Raw genomic sequence first — 17,915 nt, 5'->3', positions numbered from 1 at the left:
CTGTAGTCGTCTACTGGCCTGGCTTAGATCTCGTCGATGTTCGACGACTCGAAGCGCGCGGAGATGTTGATGCCGAGCTCTTCCGCTGCACGGAAGGCCTCGTCGTCGGTGTCGCGGAGCGAGACCGCCGTGCCGTCGGCCGAGAGGACCTCGACGTTCAGGCAGAGCGACTGCATCTCCTTCATGAGCACCTTGAAGGACTCGGGGATGCCGGGCTCCTGGATGTTCTCGCCCTTGACGATCGCCTCGTAGACCTTGACGCGGCCGAGGATGTCGTCGGACTTGATCGTGAGGAGCTCCTGCAGCGCGTAGGCCGCGCCGTAGGCCTGGAGCGCCCAGACCTCCATCTCACCGAATCGCTGACCACCGAACTGCGCCTTACCACCGAGCGGCTGCTGGGTGATCATCGAGTACGGGCCCGTCGAACGCGCGTGGATCTTGTCGTCGACGAGGTGGTGCAGCTTGAGGATGTACATGTAGCCGACCGAGACCGGGTACGGGAAGGGCTCGCCCGAGCGGCCGTCGAAGAGCTGCGTCTTGCCGCTCGAGTCGATGAGTCGCTCGCCGTCGCGGTTGGGGAGCGTCGAGTCGAGCAGACCCGCGATCTCCTCCTCGAACGCGCCGTCGAACACCGGGGTCGCGACCTTGGTGCCGGGCACGGCCTCGTGGGCGTCCTTCGGGAGCTTCTTGGCCCACGCCGGGTTGCCCTCGACCTTCCAGCCCTGCTTTGCGACCCACCCGAGGTGGGTCTCGAGCACCTGGCCGAAGTTCATGCGGCCGGGGATGCCGAGCGGGTTCAGGATGACGTCGACCGGGGTTCCGTCGGCGAGGAACGGCATGTCCTCGACCGGGAGGATCTTCGAGATGACGCCCTTGTTGCCGTGACGGCCGGCGAGCTTGTCGCCCTCGGTGATCTTGCGCTTCTGCGCGATGTACACGACCACGCGCTGGTTGACGCCCGAGCCGAGCTCGTCGTCTCCGTCTTGCGCGTCGAACACCTTGACGGCGATGATCGTGCCCTGCTCACCGTGGGGCACCTTCAGCGACGTGTCGCGGACCTCGCGGCTCTTCTCGTTGAAGATCGCGCGCAGGAGCCGCTCTTCGGCCGAGAGCTCGGTCTCGCCCTTCGGCGTGACCTTGCCGACGAGGATGTCGCCGGGGCGCACCTCGGCGCCGATGCGGATGATGCCGCGCTCGTCGAGGTCGGCGAGCAGGTCGGGGCTCACGTTGGGGAGGTCACGCGTGATCTCCTCTTTTCCGAGCTTGGTGTCGCGCGCGTCGACCTCGTACTCCTCGATGTGGATCGACGAGAGCACGTCGTCCTTCACGAGGTTCTGGCTGAGGATGATCGCGTCCTCGAAGTTGTGGCCCTCCCACGGCATGAACGCCACGAGCAGGTTCTTGCCGAGCGCGAGCTCGCCGTTGTCGGTCGCGGGACCGTCGGCGATGACCTCGCCGGCCTCGACGCGCTCGCCCGCGTTCACGATGACGCGGTTGTTGTACGACGTGCCCTGGTTCGAGCGGTCGAACTTGCGCAGGAAGTAGGTCTGCGTGCCGCCCTCGTCGAGCTGCACGGTCACGGCGTCGGCCGAGACCTCTGCGACGACACCGGCCTTGTCGGCGGTGATGACGTCACCGGCGTCGATCGCGGCGTAGCCCTCCATGCCCGTGCCGACGAACGGCGAGTCGCTGCGCAGCAGCGGCACGGCCTGGCGCTGCATGTTCGCACCCATGAGGGCGCGGTTCGCGTCGTCGTGCTCGAGGAACGGGATCAGCGAGGTCGCCACCGACACCATCTGGCGCGGCGAGACGTCCATGTAGCCGATCTCGTCGGCGGGGAACAGGTCGACCTCGCCGCCCTTCTTGCGGGCGAGGACGCGCTGCTCGGCGAAGTGGGAGTCCTTCGTCAGGGGCGCGTTGGCCTGGGCGACGATGTAGTCGTCCTCCTCCATCGCGGTGAGGTAGTCGATCTGCTCGGTGACCTTGCCGTCGACGACCTTGCGGTACGGGGTCTCGATGAACCCGAAGGAGTTGATGCGGGCGAACGACGCGAGCGAGCCGATGAGGCCGATGTTCGGGCCTTCCGGCGTCTCGATCGGGCACATGCGGCCGTAGTGCGAGGGGTGCACGTCACGGACCTCGACACCCGCGCGGTCACGCGAGAGGCCGCCGGGGCCGAGCGCCGAGAGGCGGCGCTTGTGCGTGAGGCCCGCGAGCGGGTTGTTCTGGTCCATGAACTGCGACAGCTGCGACGTTCCGAAGAACTCCTTGATCGCGGCGACGACGGGTCGCACGTTGATCAGGGTCTGCGGGGTGATCGCCTCGATGTCCTGGGTCGTCATGCGCTCGCGCACGACGCGCTCCATGCGGCTGAGGCCCGTGCGCACCTGGTTCTGGATGAGCTCGCCCACCGCGCGGATGCGACGGTTGCCGAAGTTGTCGATGTCGTCGACGTCGAGTCGGATGTCGACGGCCTTGCCACCGCGGCGACCGGCGATCGTCTCACGCTCGTCGTGGAGGGCGACGAGGTACTTGATCGTGGCCACGATGTCTTGGACCGTGAGCACCGAGTCGGTCAGGGGCGCCTCGAGACCGAGCTTGTTGTTGATCTTGTAGCGGCCGACCTTGGCGAGGTCGTAGCGCTTCGGGTTGAAGTAGAAGTTGTCGAGGAGCGCGCGCGCGGCCTCGGCAGCGACCTGCTCGCCCGGGCGCAGCTTGCGGTAGATGTCCTTGAGCGCCTCTTCCTTCGTGAGGATGTTGTCCTTCTCGAGGGTGAGGGCGATCGACTCGTAGCCGGCGAACTCCTCGAGGATCTCCTCGGAGGTGAGGCCGAGGGCCTTGAGGAAGACGGTGACCGACTGCTTGCGCTTGCGGTCGATGCGGACGCCGACCTGATCGCGCTTGTCGATCTCGAACTCGAGCCACGCACCGCGGCTCGGGATGACGCGTGCCGAGTAGATGTCCTTGTCGGAGGTCTTCTCGGGCGTGCGCTCGAAGTAGACGCCCGGCGAGCGCACGAGCTGCGACACGACGACGCGCTCGGTGCCGTTGATGACGAAGGTGCCCTTGGGGGTCATCAGGGGGAAGTCGCCCATGAAGACGGTCTGGGTCTTGATCTCACCCGTGAGGTGGTTCATGAACTCCGCGTTCACGTACAGCGGGGCGGAGTAGGTCTTCGACTTCTCCTTGCACTCGTCGATCGTGTACTTCGGAGGCTCGAGCTCGGGGTTCGTGAACGAGAGCTGCATGGTCTCGCCGAGGTCTTCGATCGGGGAGATCTCCTCGAAGATCTCCTCGAGGCCGGTGGTCTCGGGCAGATCCTGACGACCGGCGGCCTTGCCTTCGGCGAGGCGGGCCTTCCAGGTGTCGTTGCCGACGAGCCAGTCGAAGCTCTCGGTCTGGAGTGCGAGCAGGTCGGGTACCGTGAGGGTATCGGTGACCTTCGCGAACGAGAGGCGGCTGGCACCGCGTCCGTTCTTGGGGGTGGGCGTGGTTGCGTTGCGCGCAGCAGCCAAGTGAATAACCTCCATGGCCCATCGGGGCCGGTTCACTGTCGGTAGCGGAGAGTTGAGTACCCCTCAGACGAGGTGCTGATGCCGGAGACCTGGAGGTCTCGACACGCACGAAGCCGACCGCAATATGAAGGCATGGTGGGTCTGGGAGCGCAAAGGTTAACTATATGGCTCGAGACGCGCCATGTCCAGTCGATTCTTGACCTCGCCGCAGATCTCAGGTATAACCCAGCTTCGCGCGAGCAATTCACGTGGGACGATGCATCCGTGGAGCCGCAGCGGCAGCATCGCATCGAGTTCGAGGCCGACGTCTTCTCGGCCTCCGGACTCACGCTGCTCGTCGACGGCACGGCCCAATCGCACGTCGACCCCGGCGACCCGACCCGACTGTTCTTCGAGTACGTGCGCCGCATCGGCCACGTCATCGACGCGATCGGGTTGCCGGGCTCACCGTTGCATGCGCTGCACCTCGGCGGCGGCGCGCTCACGCTCCCGCGCTACGTCGCCGCGACCCGGCCCGGCTCGCGGCAGGTGGTCGTCGAGCTCGATCCCGAGCTGCTCGAGCTCGTGCTGGCTCGCCTGCCGCTGCCGGTGGGCGCCGACATCGCGCTCGTGGTCGGCGATGCGGCATCCGTCATCGGCGACCTCGCGTCGCAGGCGCCGTTCGACGTCGTCATCGTCGACCTGTACTCGCGGCTCGAACCGCCCGGTTTCGTGGCGACGCCGGAGTTCATGAGCGGATGTCTCGCGCTCGTCGCCCCCGACGGGCTGCTGGCCGTGAACGTGGCCGATGCCTCGGGACTTGCGCGACTGCGCGCGCAGTCGCGCGCCGTCGCCCGCGCCGACCCGAGCGCCGAGCTGCTCGTCACGGGCGACGCCTCGGTGCTGTCGGGCGCCGATGAGGGGAACGCGGTGCTCGTCGCGGCACCCGACGGGCTGCCGGGCCGGCTCGCGGAGCGGCTCGCGGCGAACGGCCCGCACCCCGCCGAGGTCCTCACCGGCGCGCGTCTCGACTTCGCGCTCTGGGGAGCCTGCTGACCCGGGCGCTCACCGCGCCGTCAGGAGCACGCCGAGCAGGGGGTAGCGTGGCCAGCGTGCCAGACCTCGAACGCCGCCTCGCCGTGAGCGGGCACCTCGCCCGACTCGAGGAGTCCCGCCAGGCTCCCGGCTCGTGGACCCTCTTCGTCGACGGCACGCCGCAGTCGCACGTCGAGCTCGAGCGACCCGAGTGGCTCGGATTCGAGTACGTGCGGCGCATCGGGCACGCGATCGACCTCGTGCGTCCCGATGGCCAGGCGATCACGGCGCTGCATCTCGGCGGCGGCGCGCTCACCCTGCCCCGGTACATCATCGCGACCCGACCCGGTTCGCGACAGCAGGTCGTCGAGCTCGAGTCCGATCTCGTCGACCTCGTCCGCGAGCACTTGCCGCTCCCCCGCGGCGCGCAGCTGCGCATCCGTCACGGCGATGCCCGCGAGGTGCTGGCGAAGCTGCCGGCCGGCCTCGACGGCGCCGTCGACCTCGCCGTCGTCGACATCTTCTCGGGCGCCCGCACACCCGCGCACGTGACGAGCGCCGAGTTCTACCGCCTCATCGTGCCGCGTCTGGCGCCCGGCGGCATCGTCGCGGGGAACGTCGCCGACGGCGCGGGCCTCGCGTTCGCCCGGTCGCAGGCCTCGACGCTCTCGTACGTGTTCGAGCACGTCGCGATCGCGGCCGACCCCGCCATGCTGAAGGGCCGGCGCTTCGGCAACGTCGTCATGTACGCGTCGAACGCGCCGCTGCCGTTCGATGCGATGCCGCGCCGCCTCGCGAGCGACCCCGCCCCGGCGAAGCTCGTCGAGGGCGACGAGCTCCGCCGGTTCATCGCGGGTGCTCCCGTGGTGACCGATGCCACCGCGGTGCCGTCGCCGCCGCCGGCGCGCAGCGTGTTCCTCGCGAAGCCCGGAGGCTGAGGGCGCTCAGGCGATCGCGGCGACGCGGCTCGGCGCGCTCTCGTTCCAGACCCGGTCGAGCGCCGTGACCGCGTACGCGTATCCGCGGCCGGGCTCGGCGCCCTCATCGACCCAGTGCTGCACGACGCCGGGCGTCGCGCGGAGCGTCACGACGAGGTTCGACGCGTCCTCGACGTCGATGGCCGAGGCCGCGCCGTCCACGCGGTAGACGGCGAACGAGGTCGCCCGGCGGCTCGGCGGCGCCGCATCCGACCATTTCAGCGCGACGCCGGTCGAACTGCGCTCGGGATCGGCGAGCACGGGCGCGCGCACCGAGGTCGCCGGCAGCCATTCCATGGCCGGCACGATCGCCGGTCGCGCATAGTGGTCGGCGAGCACGCGCGACATCGAGCCCTGCGGGTCGGCGGGCACGTGCTTGGCTGAGAAGTACACGTTGCCGTGCACCGGGCTGCCGGCGGCATCGATCTCGCGGTCGAACGTCAGGTGATCGGAGAGTTCCGCCGGGTCGGTGAACACGCCGGAGGTCACCTTGTAGAGCGCCTCGCCGATGTAGAGATGGGTGGCGGATGTCGCGGCCACGTCGGCCCACCACGGCACGAGCTTCGCGTAGTCGGCCACGGCGAGCCCGAACTGCCAGTAGATCTGCGGGTTGATGTAGTCGAGCCAGCCTTCGAGCACCCACTTGCGGGTGTCGGCGAACTGCAGGTCGTAGGACTGCGAGCCTCCGGTCTCCGACCCGAGGGGATCGGTGGCGCGATTTCGCCAGATGCCGAACGGGCTGATGCCGAACTTCACCCACGGCTTCAGCGCCTTGATCCACTCCGAGATCGAGTGCACGAACGTGTCGACGTTGTGCCGGCGCCACGCGGCGACATCATCGAAGCCGTCGCCGTGCGCGGCGAAGGTCGCGGCATCGGGGATCACCTGCCCGGCCACCGGGTAGGGATAGAAGTAGTCGTCGAAGTGCACGCCGTCGAGGTCGTAGTGCTCGACGGAGTGCAGGATGGCCTGCTGGATGTGCTCCTGCACCTCGGGCAGGCCCGGGTCGAAGTAGAGCTTGCCGCCGTACGCCCAGATCCACTCGGGGTGCACGCGCGCCGGGTGCTCGGGCACGAGCTTCGCGGGATCGGCCTGCATCGAGACGCGGTAGGGGTTGTACCAGGCGTGCAACTCGAGGTTGCGGCGGTGCGCCTCGTCGACGATGAACGCGAGCGGGTCGTAGCCGGGGTCCTTGCCCTGTACGCCCGTGAGGTACTGCGACCACGGCTCGAGGGGGCTCGGCCAGAACGCGTCGGCGGTCGGCCGCACCTGCACGAACACCGCGTTCAGGTTGAACTGCTCGGCGACGTCGAGCCAGTGCAGGAACTCCGCCTGCTGCTCGGTGGCGGTCAGGCCCGCTCGCGAGGGCCAGTCGATGTTGACGACCGACGAGATCCACATCGCGCGAAGTTCGCGCTTTCGGGGGGCGATCGGCGCGTCGGCCCCGGGGGCTGCGGCACCGAAGGCAGGGGCGGCCGAGAGCGTGCCAACGGTCACGGTGAATGCGGAAGCGGCGGCACCGGCCACCGCGAGCGTCAGGAAGCCGCGTCGATCGAAGGACGCGTTCGGTAGGGCGTGCGGGGTGGTGTCGGTGGTCATCGTCGATCCTCCGTAGTGTTCGGTTTCGGAAGATACTTCCATACACGACGACTTGTGTGAAGCGTTTTTTCCAACCCGCCATTTGCGCGCCCGCGTCACGCGTGTCGGAATCGCACCTCTTGGCCCGGGCGCGCCTGCGCCACCGCGTCGAGCGAGGCCGGCGTGACGATGGCGATGACGGGGTAGCCGCCCGTGACCGGTCCGTCGGCGAGCAGGATCGTCGGCTGGCCGCCCCCGGCGACCTGGATCGAACCGGGCACGGTCGGCTCGCTCGCGAGCTCGCCCTCGACCCGGCGGGTGAGGGGCGCACCGACGAGTCGCACCCCGACCCGGTCGGCCCGCTCGGTCACCCGCCATGTCGTGTCGAACAGGGCGCTGCGTGAGGCATCCGTGAACCAATCGGCACGCGGGCCGGGCAGGAGGGCGAGGGTGACGGCGCCGCCCGCAGGCGGGAACGCCGCGTCCTGGTCGATGAGCGGCACGGATGCCCCGGGCGCGGACCCGATCGCGAACACGCGGCCGGGCGCGACGGGCTCGGGCCCGAGCGCCGCGAGCGTGTCGCGAGAGCGCGAACCGAGCACGTGCGGCTCGTCGAGGCCGCCCCGCACCGCGAGCACGTAGCGGATGCCCCGCTCTGCGGCTCCGAGCTCGAGCACGGAGCCTGCTCGGGCGCGGGCCGCCGCGTACGGCGCGAGCGGCAACCCGTCGAGGGTGATCCGGCCCCACGCGCCGGTGACCGCGAACCACGTCTCGCCGCCGTCGAATCGCGCCCGAAACCCACCGACGAGCACTTCGAGCACCGCGTGCCCGTCGGGATTGCCGACGAGGCGGTTCGCAAGCTTCGCCGCGCCGCGATCGAGGGCCCCCGACCGCGCGACCCCGAGGTGGGCGAACCCCGGGCGTCCGAGATCCTCGACCAGGGCGAGTGCGCCGGGCTGCTCGACGACGAGCCGCGACATCAGACGGCCGCCTCGAACCGCACGCGTCGCCCCGGCGCCAGCAGCGCGGGCGGGTCGGCCTGCGCGTCCCACAACACCGCGTCGGTGCGTCCGATGAGCCGCCAGCCCCCCGGGCTCTGGCGCGGGTACACGCCGGCGAAGGCTCCGGCGAGCGCGACGGCGCCCGCGGGCACGCGCGTTCGGGGCGCGTCGAGCCGGGGCACCTGGTAGGGCCAGTCGTCGCAGACGAGGTAGCCGAACCCCGGGGCGAAGCCCGCGAAGGCGACCCGCCAATCCGCGGCCTGGTGCGCGGCGACGAGCGCTTCGGTCGTGATGCCGAGCAGTCGGGCCGTCGCCGCGAGGTCGTCGCCGTCGTAGACGACGCGAATGGTCGCGGCATCGCCCGCCCCCTGCCGGCCGGCCGTGGGCACCGCGAGCGGGATGCGGCGGATCCAGGTCATGGCGGACTCGAGGGGCAGCTGGTCGGCGTCGACCCCCACGAGCACCGTGCGCGCGGCCGGCACGAGCTCGACGACCCCGGGTCGCCGGTCGGCGGCGAGCGCGTCGTGCAGGGCGAGCACCTCGTCGAGGCTGTCGCACTCCACGAGCACTGCCGACTCGCCGCTCGGCAGCAGCCGGCGACTCACGCGAACGCCTCGATGCGATACCCCGCGCGTTCGAGAGCGGCGCGCACCGCACGGCCGATCGCGACGGCGCCGGGTGTGTCGCCGTGCAGGCACAGCGAGTCGGGCGCGAGCTCGACGCGGCTGCCGTCGTCCGCGGCGATGCCGCCGGTCTCGACGAGTTCGAGCGCGCGATCGGATGCCGCTGCCGGGTCGTCGATCACCGCGCCGGGCTCGCCCCGGGGCGCGAGCGAGCCGTCGGCGACGTAGCCCCGGTCGACGAAGGCCTCGCGAGCGAAGGCGAGTCCGGCCTCGCGGGCCGCCTGCTCGAGCTCGCTCATCGGCTGGCCGAGGATCGGGAGGGTCGCGTCGTAGGCGGCAACGGCCTCGGCGAACGCCCGCGCCGCCGCCGCGTCGCCCGAGAGCCGGTGGTAGAGGGCGCCGTGCGCCTTGACGTACCGCACCCGGGCGCCGGCGGCCCGCGCGACGCCGTCGAGCGAGCCCAGCTGCGCGAGGAGCTCGGCGGCGATCTCGGCCGGGGTGGTCTCGAGCGGTCGACGACCGAAGCCGACCAGGTCGCGGTAGCCGGGGTGCGCGCCGAGCGACACGCCGTGGCGGGCGGCGAGGCGTGCGCTCGCGGCCATGGTCATGGCGTCGCCCGCGTGATAGCCGCACGCGACATTCGCGCTCGAGACGAGCGTGAACATGGTCTCGTCGTCGCCGACGCGCCACGCGCCGAACGACTCGCCGAGGTCGCTGTTGAGGTCGATCGCCGGTCGCATGCTCCCATTCTGCCGTCGCCGCGGGCACACTGGAGCGGGAGGGACTGCGATGCGACGCACGACGGCTCACGACCGGTGGCCACGCCGGCGCGCCGTCCGGGCGGTGGGTCTCAGCGCAGGCCTCGTGGCCGCTGTCGCCCTGCTCGCGGCCTGCACGCCCGAAGCGGTCGCGCCGCCGTCGTCGGTGGCCCCATCCCCGTTCCCCTCGCCGAACCCGTCGGCGACGGCGCCGGTCGAGCCGCCCCCGGTGCTGCTGCCGGCCGGCGAGCCCGAGGTGCTCGCGTCGGGCCTCGAGGCGCCCTGGTCGATCCTGCGTGTGCCGGGCGGCGGCGTGCTCGTGAGCGAACGCGACTCTGGTCGCATCATCGAGGTCCTCGGCGACGGGTCGCTGCGCGTGGCCGGCGAGGTGGCGGGCGTCGTCGCGGGCGGCGAGGGCGGCCTGATGGGTCTCGCGTACCTGCCGTGCACGCGCGTGAGCGGGCCGTTCGTCTTCGCCGCTCACACCGCGGCATCCGACAATCGAATCGTTCGGATGCGCCTCACCGGCGTTCCCGGCGCGCTCGAGCTCGGCCCGCCCGAGCCGATCCTCACCGGGATTCCGCGCGCCGCCAACCACAACGGCGGTCGGATCGCGTTCGGGCCCGACGGCTTCCTCTACGCGACGTCGGGCGATGCGGGCGACCGTGATGCCGCACAGGACCCGGCATCGCTGTCGGGCAAGATCCTGCGCATGACGTCCGAGGGCGCACCCGCGCCCGGCAACCCGTTCGACAACCTCACGTGGTCGCTCGGGCACCGCAACCCGCAGGGGATCGCATGGGATGCCGCGGGCGGCATGTGGGCGGCCGAGTTCGGCCAGAACACCTGGGACGAGCTCAACCGCATCGAGCCGGGCGCGAACTACGGCTGGCCGGCCGTCGAGGGGGCGGCGGATGACCCGCGGTTCGTCGATCCCGTGATGCAGTGGTCGACCTCCGAGGCGAGCCCGTCGGGGCTCGCGATCGTCGGCGACACCCTCTTCCTCGCGGCGCTGCGCGGGGAGCGGATCTGGTCGGTCGCGCCCGCGACGGCGGGTGGCGCGCTCACCGCCACGGAGTGGTTTCCGCGCCAACTCGGGCGCATCCGCGACGTCACCGCGGGGCCCGATGGATCGCTGTGGTTCATCGGCAACAACACCGACGGGAGAGGGTCGCCGCGTGAGGGCGATGATCGGCTCTTCCGGGTGCGGCTCGACCCCGCCGGGTGAAAGACCCGGCTGCTCCCCGTTCTGGGGACGCGGAATTGCGCTCCGACTGTCGCTGCGCGGGTCTATTCTCATCCCATGGCGGATCTGGAGCGGGTGCGGCGGTGGGCAGAGGCGCTCATCGTGCTGCATCTCGATGCTGCCGAGTGGTCGTTCGGGTTCGACAACGCGAAGAAGCGGGCGGGCCTGTGCAACTACACGGCCAAGCGAATCTCGGTGTCGCGCTACCTCGCGGCCCGCTACGACGACGACGAGATCCACCAGATCCTGTTGCACGAGGTCGCCCACGCCATCGCCGGCCCGCGCGCCGCGCACGGCCCCAAGTGGGCTGCGACCGCCGCGCAGCTCGGCTACGTCGGCCGTCGCACCCACGACGGCGAGGTCGCCCATGAGCTCGCCCCGTGGATCGGGCAGTGCCCGGCAGGCCACGAGCACTTCCGTTACCGCGAGCCGAGTCGGCCGCTGAGCTGCGGGCTCTGCCGCCGCGGGTTCGACACCGCGAACCTCATCATCTGGCACCACCGCGAGATCACTCCTGCGGTACGCCGCAGGGCTGCGAGCGCTGCGGCCGGGTAGCCCGCCAACCGATAGGTTGGTTCCGTGCCCGTCTCAACCGTGTCGATCCCCGTCGGGCAATGGCTCGTCTCACCCGAGGGCACGCGGTGGTGGTTCGACTCGGGGTCGCTCGCCCTCGACTTCGCCACGACTGCAGCGGTCGTCGCGGCGGGCACCGATGCACGAGCCGATCAGTTGCACACGCCCGACGATCTCAGCGCGTGGCTGCGCGAGCGGTTCCCGGTGCCCATCGGCGTCGCCCGCACCCGCGACCTCTTCGACGCGATCTCGCTGCGCGACGCCGTCGGCCGCATGGCGCTTCGCGCCAGCAGGGGCGAAGCACCCTCGCCCGCCGACATCGACGTCGTCAACCTGTATGCCGCGACGCCCGACGTGCCTCCGTCGATCGTGGGGGGCACGCGCCAGGTGGGGCGCTCGGTGCACACCGTTCCGCAGTCCCTGTCGACCATCGCGCGCGACGCGGTCGACCTCTTCGACCCTGCGAACGCCGGTCGCATCCGCGCCTGCTCAGGCGAGGACTGCGGCATGGTCTACCTCGACACATCACGCGCGGCGACACGGCGCTGGTGCTCGATGCAGCGGTGCGGCAACCGGGCCAAGGTGCGCGCGCATCGCGCCCGCAAGCGCCCCGCCGCCGACGTCGCCGCCTGAACCGGTTCGAGCCGAGCGGCGCTATGCCGTCGCGCCCGCGACGCCGGCCTCGGCTCCGGCCCGGACGATGCGCACCGACGTCGACGAGTCGAGCCCGCTCGCCGCGTGCACCGCAGCCGGGTCGACGCCCGACGCGACGGCGGCTCGGCCCGAACCCGACGCGCCCGTCAGGTGCCGTACCGCCCGGCGAAGCGACGTGAAGGCTCCGCAGGCGACCGCGGCCTCGGGCGAGGTGTCGTCGATACCCAGGTCGATGAGCGCATCGACGACCGCGCCGGCCGCGAGCACGTCGTCAGCGGCGAAGGCACCCCCGCCGTCTCCGGCTGCGACGATCGCGATGTAGAGACGGCGACCGACACGCTCCTGCTCGGTGAGCAGCCACGCCGCGACGGCGGCGGCGTCGACGAAACCCGCCTCGAGCACGGCCGGACCCGCCGGCAGTTCGGGGACGGCCGGCGACGGGACATCCGCCAGCACGTCGACCCACACGATCACGTCGGCACCGCCGCTGATGCGCTGCGCGCCCCCAACGCCCTGGTCGAAGCGGACCTGATAGCTCGCCTGCGCGCGCGGCTCGAATCCGGTGGTGCTCTGTGACATGCACCGAGCGTAATCGCGTCGATTCGCACGTGACGCGGCGTATGACGCTCTGTGAACGCTAGCCGGGCGTTCCGTCGCGCTTCTTCTGAGCGAGCTGCCGGAGTTGCCATTCATGCACGTCGGCCAGCCACTCCAACGGGGCCGATGGACCGACCCGCGGGTCGTCGGGAACACCGCCGTCTCGCAGGGCGTGCACGTACGCGCGATCCTGTTCGATTCGCGCTCGTACCTGGTCAGCTCCGCCGACTGAGCCGTGACCGGGGATGACGGTGTCCACGTCGTCGGCCACGCTCGCGAACAGCTGCAGCGAGGCGAGGTAGTCCTCGATCGGATCCGCGGCCTCGAGGTCGAGGAACGGCATCAGGCTGTCGGAGAGCATGTCGCCGGCGACGAGGACGCCGCGCTCCTCGATCAACAGCGCTGCGTGGCCCGGGGCATGCGCCTGATGTTCGATGATCCGGACTTCGGGGCCATCCCAGGGAATCCGCGCAGCTCCGGCGGGCAGGCCGGTGATGCGGCCGAGCAGATCCATCGGGATCTCCTCGGCGTACTCGGGCGGGAGCCCCTCGGCTACTCGGGCCTCCCAGTCCGCGTTCGACAGCAGGTCTCGGAGAGCAGCAGCGCAGCGGGCTGTGCCGTAGCGGGGCGCGTTGCCGAAGTCCGCGTGCCAGAGCACGTGGTCCCAATCGGGATGCGTCGAGAAGCCCGCCACGACGGGCTGGCCCGACTCGCGGAGGTCGTTCGCGAGGGTCGCCATCTCGTCGCGCGTGATGCCGGGATCGATGAGCAACACACCGTCCGGGCCCTGCACGACAACGGAGTTGCTCTGGATGAACTCGCTCTCGTGAACGAGAACGCCCTCAGCGACGTGCTTCAGCATGAAACCCCCTCTGATCGTGGCTCCCACCCGCTGCTCGCGACGGTAATCCCTTGCGGTTGCTGCATGCAACCTCTCCGGTGATGGGATCAGCCGCCGCGTACGTCGAACATGGCGAGTGCCTCGGCGTCGCTCGCCCGCGAGGTCGCACGCCGGGCCGCATCGAGGGCGGCCACCGGGTCGGGTTCCTGCCGCGCGATGACGAGCTGTCGTTCGGCCTCGGCGAGGCGGGTGCGTGCATCGGCGCCGACACCGCCGCGTCCGCGATCGATCGCCGCGCGTGCGATGCGCACCTGGCTCTCGGCGATCGCGATCGCGCCGCCCAGTGCTCCGCGCGCTCCGTCGAGGCGGTTCTGCGCGGTACGCGCCGCGGCACGTGCGACCTCGAGCCGGTCACGGGCTGCACGCAGTCGATCGCGGTCCACGAACGGGTCACCGGCCACTTCGCCGCGCGCGGCCACCACGGCCGACACCTCGCCGATCGCCTCGCCGAGCCGCGCACCCGCGTCGGCAGCAGCTGCGCCATCACGCTCCTGGCGCGCGGCTGCGAGCTCGCCACCGAGCGCCGCCGCCTCCTCGTTCGCCGACGCCTGCGCGGCGGCCAGCTCGAGTTCGAAGCCCTCGAGCTCCCCGAGTTCGCGCGCCGCTCTCGCCATCTGATCACCCGCGACGCCGAGCCGGTCGGCCGCCGGACGATTGCCGTCGACCCGGCGGTCGGCCTCGTCGAGCGCCTCGGCAGCCCCGGCCAGCGCAGCCTGTGCGCGCGACGCGGCCGACCGCGCACCGGCGAGTGCGCTCGCGTCGAAGCGCGTGGCGAGCCGGTCGAGCGCCTGCGACGCCTCGGCTCGTCGCCGCTCGAGCCGCGCCGCCTCCTCGCGGAGCGCAGGCAGCTCGGCGCCCGCACCGCGCTCGGCTCTGCGTCGCGCGGCGAGCGCCGCATCGGCCTCATCGATCGCGGCGAGCGCGGAACGGCAGAGGTCGTCGATGCGCGCCGTCCAGGTGCGGCGTTCCGCCGCCGAATCGGGCTCGGCGTCGTCGAGTCGCTGCTGCAGCAGGAACGCCTCGCGCAGCCACGCGCGCGCCGAATCGACGGTGGCGCGCAGCTCGCGGGCCGATGCCGCTCCGAACTGCGCCTCGACGAACGAGACCTCGCGCTCGGCGTCGCGCACGGCGTCGTCGGCCTGCACGATGCGCGCCTTGGCCGCCACCTCGGCGGCCCGCCCCTGCTCGAGGTCGCGGCGCTCCCGACGCATGCCGAGTCGGCGTAGACCGACGACCGCTCCGCCGAGCACGACGGCCGCGGCCCCGAAGACGAGGAGGGAGGGCAACCACCAGAGTCCGTCGGCCATGTGCGGGAGTCTAGGACGTGCGGATGCCGCGTGGCTGGGCGCGGGCCGCCTCGAATCCGGCCGCGATGCTTGGCAGGGACATCCGCTCGTCATACTCTCGGCACATGCGGGTGCTCCTGAAACTCGAACTCGACTGCACGGTCGATGCCGCGTGGCGGGCGATCCGGAGTCCTGCGGTGCTGCGCGAGGTCGTGGCACCCTGGCTCGATCTCACGTCGCTCGAACCCGGTGGGCTGCCGACGGTGTGGCCCGAGGGCTCTCACCGGATGCGCGCCCTCGCCTTCCGCCGATTCCCTGCGGGCGACGAGCGCGTCGATGTCAGTTATCCGGGCGGGCTGCCCGCGGGCGTGCGCATGCTCCGCGACGCCGGCGGCGCGCTCACCGGCCCGCTCGCGATGTTCGACCGGTGGGACCATCGCATGGCGGTCTCGCCGCTGCCGGGCGGCCGCACCCTCTATCGCGACCAGCTCCTGGCCCACGCCGGGGCGCTCGACCTCGTCGCGTGGTACCCCACGTGGGCGTTCTGGCAGTGGCGCGGCGCCCGCATGAAGCAGTTGGCACCCGGGTGGTCGTTCGATCCGCCGGGCACGGCCGACGAGCGGGCCGCGTCCGCCGCCGCGGCCGCCGGGGCCGGCGTATGAACGGCTCCATCGGCGCCCTCCAGCTCGCCGACTGGCGGCGCCGCGTCTTCGGCCTCTATTCGGGCGTGCGCCAGCTGAGCGTGCACGATCCGGCCGCCGGCCATGAGCTCTGGAAGTCCGGCCGCGACGAGCTCTTCGCGGGACATCCGCTCTCGCCGCTGCTGCCCGACGATCGGGCCGATTTCACGGGGCTCGTCGTGCCGCGTTACGACCCCGACTGGCGGTACGAGCTCGAGGTGCGCCGCCCCGAGGAGCCGTTGCGCATCACGATGGACAGCGCGAGCGACGGACCGATCCCGTTCTCGCTGGTCGGCACGGTGCACATCCCGTATTTCGGCACGCTCGACGTCTGGCGGCTCACCGGCTACGGCGACGGGCTCTTCCTTCCGGTGAGGGACGGCCTCGCGGGCACGCCGGGCGGCACCTTCGGCGGCGGCCGCTACCTGCTCGACACCGTCAAGGGCGCCGACCTCGGCCCCGGAGCCGACGGCGACACCCTCGTGGTCGACTTCAACTTCGCGTACAACCCGTCGTGCGCCTACGACCCGTCGTGGTCGTGCCCGCTCGCGCCGGCGGGCAACACGGTGCGCGCCGAGATCCCGGTGGGCGAGCGGATGGCCCGCTGAGAGCAAGCCCGCCGACGGCGAGCTCGCAACCCCATGGGTTATGCTGTCCAACGGCGTGCGCGATGAACGCGCCGCCTGCGTCGTAGAAACGCTTCCGGGCAGGGCCTCGTCACGAGGGCGCCCGTTGACTCTCATACGGCGAACGGATGCGCCGACCGGCGCCTTCGCCACATCCCACCGTCGGGCGCCCGATCTGCCGCTGCGCGGCATGACTCCCGACGGTGTCGTATGCCCTGAAAGGCCACCCTGTGACCGACATCACCTTCTCCACGCTCGGCGTGCCCACCCCGCTCGTCGCCGTGCTCGCCGCCGACGGCAAGACCGAACCGTTCCCCATCCAGGTCGACACCCTGCCCGACACGCTCGCCGGACGCGACGTGCTCGGCCGCGGCAAGACGGGCTCGGGCAAGACGATCGCCTTCGCGCTGCCCCTCGTGGCACGCCTCGGCACGAGCCTCGCCGGCGGCCGCCGCCGCGCCGGGCGCCCGCTCGCCCTCGTGCTCGCCCCCACGCGCGAGCTCGCCACGCAGATCACCAACACGATCGAGCCGCTCGCCGCGGCGTACGACCTGCGCGCCACCACGATCTTCGGCGGCATCAACCAGAAGCGCCAGGTCGAGGCGCTCCGCGCCGGCGTCGACATCGTCGTGGCCACGCCCGGCCGCCTCGAGGACCTCATGAAGCAGGGCTTCATCACCCTCGACGCCATCGAGATCACCGTGCTCGACGAGGCCGACCACATGGCCGACCTCGGCTTCCTCCCGGTCGTGACCCGCATCCTCGACAAGACCCCGCAGGGCGGGCAGCGCCTGCTCTTCTCGGCGACCCTCGACAACGGGGTCGACAAGCTCGTGAAGCGCTACCTGCAGAACGAGGTGCTGCACTCGGTCGACGAGGCGAACTCACCGGTCGCCGCGATGACCCACCACGTCTTCGAGATCGCCGACGTCGACGCGAAGAACGAGCTCGTGAAGACCCTCGCGAGCGGCATGGGCCGCCGCATCCTCTTCATGCGCACGAAGCACCACGCGAAGAAGCTCGCGAAGAAGCTCACCGAGCAGGGCATCCCCGCGGTCGACCTGCATGGCAACCTCTCGCAGCCGCAGCGCGACCGCAACCTCGCCGCGTTCGCCGACGGTTCGGCGAAGGTCATGGTGGCCACGGATGTCGCGGCGCGCGGTGTGCACGTCGACAACGTCGAGCTCGTCATTCACGTCGACCCGCCCATGGAGCACAAGGCGTACCTGCACCGCTCGGGCCGCACGGCACGCGCCGGCAGCGAGGGCGACGTCGTCACCATCTGCCTCCCGGCGCAGAAGCAGGACCTGAAGACCCTGCTGCGGAAGGCGGCGATCACCGTCACGCCGCAGCAGGTAACCGCGACCTCGCCCGCGGTCACCTCGCTCGTCGGCGACGTCGCTCCCTATGTGAAGCCCGCGCCGAAGCCGATGCAGCAGCAGGGCGGCGGCCGCTCGCAGGGCGCGAACGCGCAGCGCAAGCGCGCGGCCCGCGACGGTCAGGGCGGCGACGCCCGCGGCCAGGGCCGCGGCCGCGGTCGCGGGCAGGCGGATGTCGCGCCGGCGACGCCGCGTCGCGACCGCTCGGGTCGCCCCGCCGAAGCCAAGGCGCACGCCCCGAAGCAGGGCGGCGGCCAGAGCCGCGGCGCGCAGACCTCGGGCGCGCAGCGCGGGACATCCGCTCGCTCGGGCGCAGCCAAGCAGCCGCTGCGCGTCGGCAGCCTCGTCGGATCGCCGCGCAACAGCCGCAGCAACCGTCGCGCGCAGGGCTGAGCACACCTCACCCCGAACACATTGAGGCCCGTGGAGTCATGACTCCACGGGCCTCAGTCGTGCGGGCGGGATCCCCCGATCCCCGCCCGCCATCCCGCCTGACGGCGAGAACAG

Annotated in this window: 16 protein-coding genes; 8 read left to right on the top strand and 8 right to left on the bottom strand. The window is 71.4% G+C overall.

What is annotated here, in order from left to right; translation table 11 throughout:
• Positions 1-23: 23 nt before the first annotated feature.
• Positions 24-3,515 (bottom strand): DNA-directed RNA polymerase subunit beta, encoded by a 3,492-nt coding sequence (gene rpoB / locus LQ757_RS04950; protein ID WP_231046074.1) that lies wholly within the window; start codon positions 3,513-3,515, stop codon positions 24-26.
• Positions 3,516-3,779: 264 nt separating this feature from the next.
• Here rpoB and LQ757_RS04945 point away from each other — a divergent pair, with 264 nt between their 5' ends.
• A complete protein-coding gene (locus LQ757_RS04945) occupies positions 3,780-4,550 on the top strand; it encodes a spermidine synthase (protein WP_231046073.1) in 771 nt (256 codons plus the stop codon).
• A 56-nt stretch (positions 4,551-4,606) separates the two neighbouring features.
• Positions 4,607-5,467: a spermidine synthase gene (locus LQ757_RS04940; RefSeq protein ID WP_231046072.1), complete on the top strand. Its 861-nt coding sequence runs from the start codon at positions 4,607-4,609 to the stop codon at positions 5,465-5,467.
• 6 nt (positions 5,468-5,473) lie between these two features.
• Here the strand turns inward: LQ757_RS04940 and LQ757_RS04935 are convergent, their stop codons facing one another.
• From LQ757_RS04935 to LQ757_RS04920, 4 genes are all read right to left on the bottom strand, one after another.
• Positions 5,474-7,105, bottom strand: a complete 1,632-nt coding sequence (locus tag LQ757_RS04935) for a glycoside hydrolase family 10-like protein (protein ID WP_231046071.1) — start codon at positions 7,103-7,105, stop codon at positions 5,474-5,476.
• A 95-nt stretch (positions 7,106-7,200) separates the two neighbouring features.
• Positions 7,201-8,064 (bottom strand): 5-oxoprolinase subunit C family protein, encoded by an 864-nt coding sequence (locus tag LQ757_RS04930; RefSeq protein WP_231046070.1) that lies wholly within the window; start codon positions 8,062-8,064, stop codon positions 7,201-7,203.
• Positions 8,064-8,690 carry a 5-oxoprolinase subunit B family protein gene (locus LQ757_RS04925; RefSeq protein ID WP_231046069.1) on the bottom strand — a complete coding sequence of 209 codons (627 nt, stop codon included), beginning with the start codon at positions 8,688-8,690 and terminating at the stop codon, positions 8,064-8,066. The genes LQ757_RS04930 and LQ757_RS04925 overlap by 1 nt, the downstream gene beginning before the upstream one ends.
• Positions 8,687-9,448, bottom strand: a complete 762-nt coding sequence (locus tag LQ757_RS04920; RefSeq protein WP_231046068.1) for a LamB/YcsF family protein — start codon at positions 9,446-9,448, stop codon at positions 8,687-8,689. Before LQ757_RS04920 ends, LQ757_RS04925 begins: the two co-directional genes overlap by 4 nt.
• A 49-nt stretch (positions 9,449-9,497) precedes the next feature.
• Here LQ757_RS04920 and LQ757_RS04915 point away from each other — a divergent pair, with 49 nt between their 5' ends.
• The 3 genes from LQ757_RS04915 to LQ757_RS19360 all read left to right on the top strand — a co-directional run bounded on the left by LQ757_RS04915 (position 9,498) and on the right by LQ757_RS19360 (position 11,918).
• Entirely contained in the window at positions 9,498-10,694 is a 1,197-nt protein-coding gene (locus LQ757_RS04915; RefSeq protein WP_231046067.1) for a PQQ-dependent sugar dehydrogenase, read from the top strand.
• 75 nt (positions 10,695-10,769) lie between these two features.
• On the top strand, positions 10,770-11,267 hold the full coding sequence (locus LQ757_RS04910; RefSeq protein ID WP_231046066.1) for a SprT-like domain-containing protein: 498 nt from the start codon (positions 10,770-10,772) through the stop codon (positions 11,265-11,267).
• Positions 11,268-11,291: 24 nt separating this feature from the next.
• Positions 11,292-11,918 carry a CGNR zinc finger domain-containing protein gene (locus tag LQ757_RS19360; protein WP_231046065.1) on the top strand — a complete coding sequence of 209 codons (627 nt, stop codon included), beginning with the start codon at positions 11,292-11,294 and terminating at the stop codon, positions 11,916-11,918.
• 21 nt (positions 11,919-11,939) lie between these two features.
• Here LQ757_RS19360 and LQ757_RS04900 read toward each other — a convergent pair whose 3' ends face one another.
• The 3 genes from LQ757_RS04900 to LQ757_RS04890 all read right to left on the bottom strand — a co-directional run bounded on the left by LQ757_RS04900 (position 11,940) and on the right by LQ757_RS04890 (position 14,744).
• Positions 11,940-12,518, bottom strand: coding sequence for a 2-phosphosulfolactate phosphatase (locus LQ757_RS04900; RefSeq protein ID WP_231046064.1), 579 nt, complete (start codon positions 12,516-12,518; stop codon positions 11,940-11,942).
• A gap of 58 nt (positions 12,519-12,576) precedes the next feature.
• On the bottom strand, positions 12,577-13,398 hold the full coding sequence (locus LQ757_RS04895; RefSeq protein ID WP_231046063.1) for an MBL fold metallo-hydrolase: 822 nt from the start codon (positions 13,396-13,398) through the stop codon (positions 12,577-12,579).
• 86 nt (positions 13,399-13,484) lie between these two features.
• Complete coding sequence (locus LQ757_RS04890) at positions 13,485-14,744, bottom strand: hypothetical protein (RefSeq protein ID WP_231046062.1); 1,260 nt, start codon at positions 14,742-14,744, stop codon at positions 13,485-13,487.
• A 104-nt stretch (positions 14,745-14,848) separates the two neighbouring features.
• Here LQ757_RS04890 and LQ757_RS04885 point away from each other — a divergent pair, with 104 nt between their 5' ends.
• From LQ757_RS04885 to LQ757_RS04875, 3 genes are all read left to right on the top strand, one after another.
• Positions 14,849-15,385, top strand: a complete 537-nt coding sequence (locus LQ757_RS04885; protein ID WP_231046061.1) for a hypothetical protein — start codon at positions 14,849-14,851, stop codon at positions 15,383-15,385.
• On the top strand, positions 15,382-16,011 hold the full coding sequence (locus LQ757_RS04880; RefSeq protein WP_231046060.1) for a DUF1684 domain-containing protein: 630 nt from the start codon (positions 15,382-15,384) through the stop codon (positions 16,009-16,011). The genes LQ757_RS04885 and LQ757_RS04880 overlap by 4 nt, the downstream gene beginning before the upstream one ends.
• Before the next feature lie 248 nt (positions 16,012-16,259).
• A complete protein-coding gene (locus LQ757_RS04875; protein ID WP_231046059.1) occupies positions 16,260-17,801 on the top strand; it encodes a DEAD/DEAH box helicase in 1,542 nt (513 codons plus the stop codon).
• Positions 17,802-17,915: the final 114 nt, after the last annotated feature.

Source organism: Agromyces cavernae (assembly GCF_021044935.1).
In the GTDB taxonomy this organism is placed as follows: Bacteria; Actinomycetota; Actinomycetes; order Actinomycetales; family Microbacteriaceae; genus Agromyces; species Agromyces cavernae.
Note: the sequence above shows the minus strand (reverse complement) of the source record. Positions and strands in the feature narration are given on the sequence as shown.

What these genes read in the sequence shown, in the direction of transcription:
- LQ757_RS04890 (WP_231046062.1), bottom strand. Translation starts at nt 14,744, where the DNA reads ATGGCCGACGGACTCTGGTGGTTGCCCTCCCTCCTCGTCTTCGGGGCC.
- LQ757_RS04895 (WP_231046063.1), bottom strand. Translation starts at nt 13,398, where the DNA reads ATGCTGAAGCACGTCGCTGAGGGCGTTCTCGTTCACGAGAGCGAGTTC.
- LQ757_RS04880 (WP_231046060.1), top strand. Translation starts at nt 15,382, where the DNA reads ATGAACGGCTCCATCGGCGCCCTCCAGCTCGCCGACTGGCGGCGCCGC.
- LQ757_RS04920 (WP_231046068.1), bottom strand. Translation starts at nt 9,448, where the DNA reads ATGCGACCGGCGATCGACCTCAACAGCGACCTCGGCGAGTCGTTCGGC.
- LQ757_RS04930 (WP_231046070.1), bottom strand. Translation starts at nt 8,064, where the DNA reads ATGTCGCGGCTCGTCGTCGAGCAGCCCGGCGCACTCGCCCTGGTCGAG.
- LQ757_RS04900 (WP_231046064.1), bottom strand. Translation starts at nt 12,518, where the DNA reads ATGTCACAGAGCACCACCGGATTCGAGCCGCGCGCGCAGGCGAGCTAT.
- LQ757_RS04915 (WP_231046067.1), top strand. Translation starts at nt 9,498, where the DNA reads ATGCGACGCACGACGGCTCACGACCGGTGGCCACGCCGGCGCGCCGTC.
- LQ757_RS04935 (WP_231046071.1), bottom strand. Translation starts at nt 7,105, where the DNA reads ATGACCACCGACACCACCCCGCACGCCCTACCGAACGCGTCCTTCGAT.
- LQ757_RS04885 (WP_231046061.1), top strand. Translation starts at nt 14,849, where the DNA reads ATGCGGGTGCTCCTGAAACTCGAACTCGACTGCACGGTCGATGCCGCG.
- LQ757_RS04910 (WP_231046066.1), top strand. Translation starts at nt 10,770, where the DNA reads ATGGCGGATCTGGAGCGGGTGCGGCGGTGGGCAGAGGCGCTCATCGTG.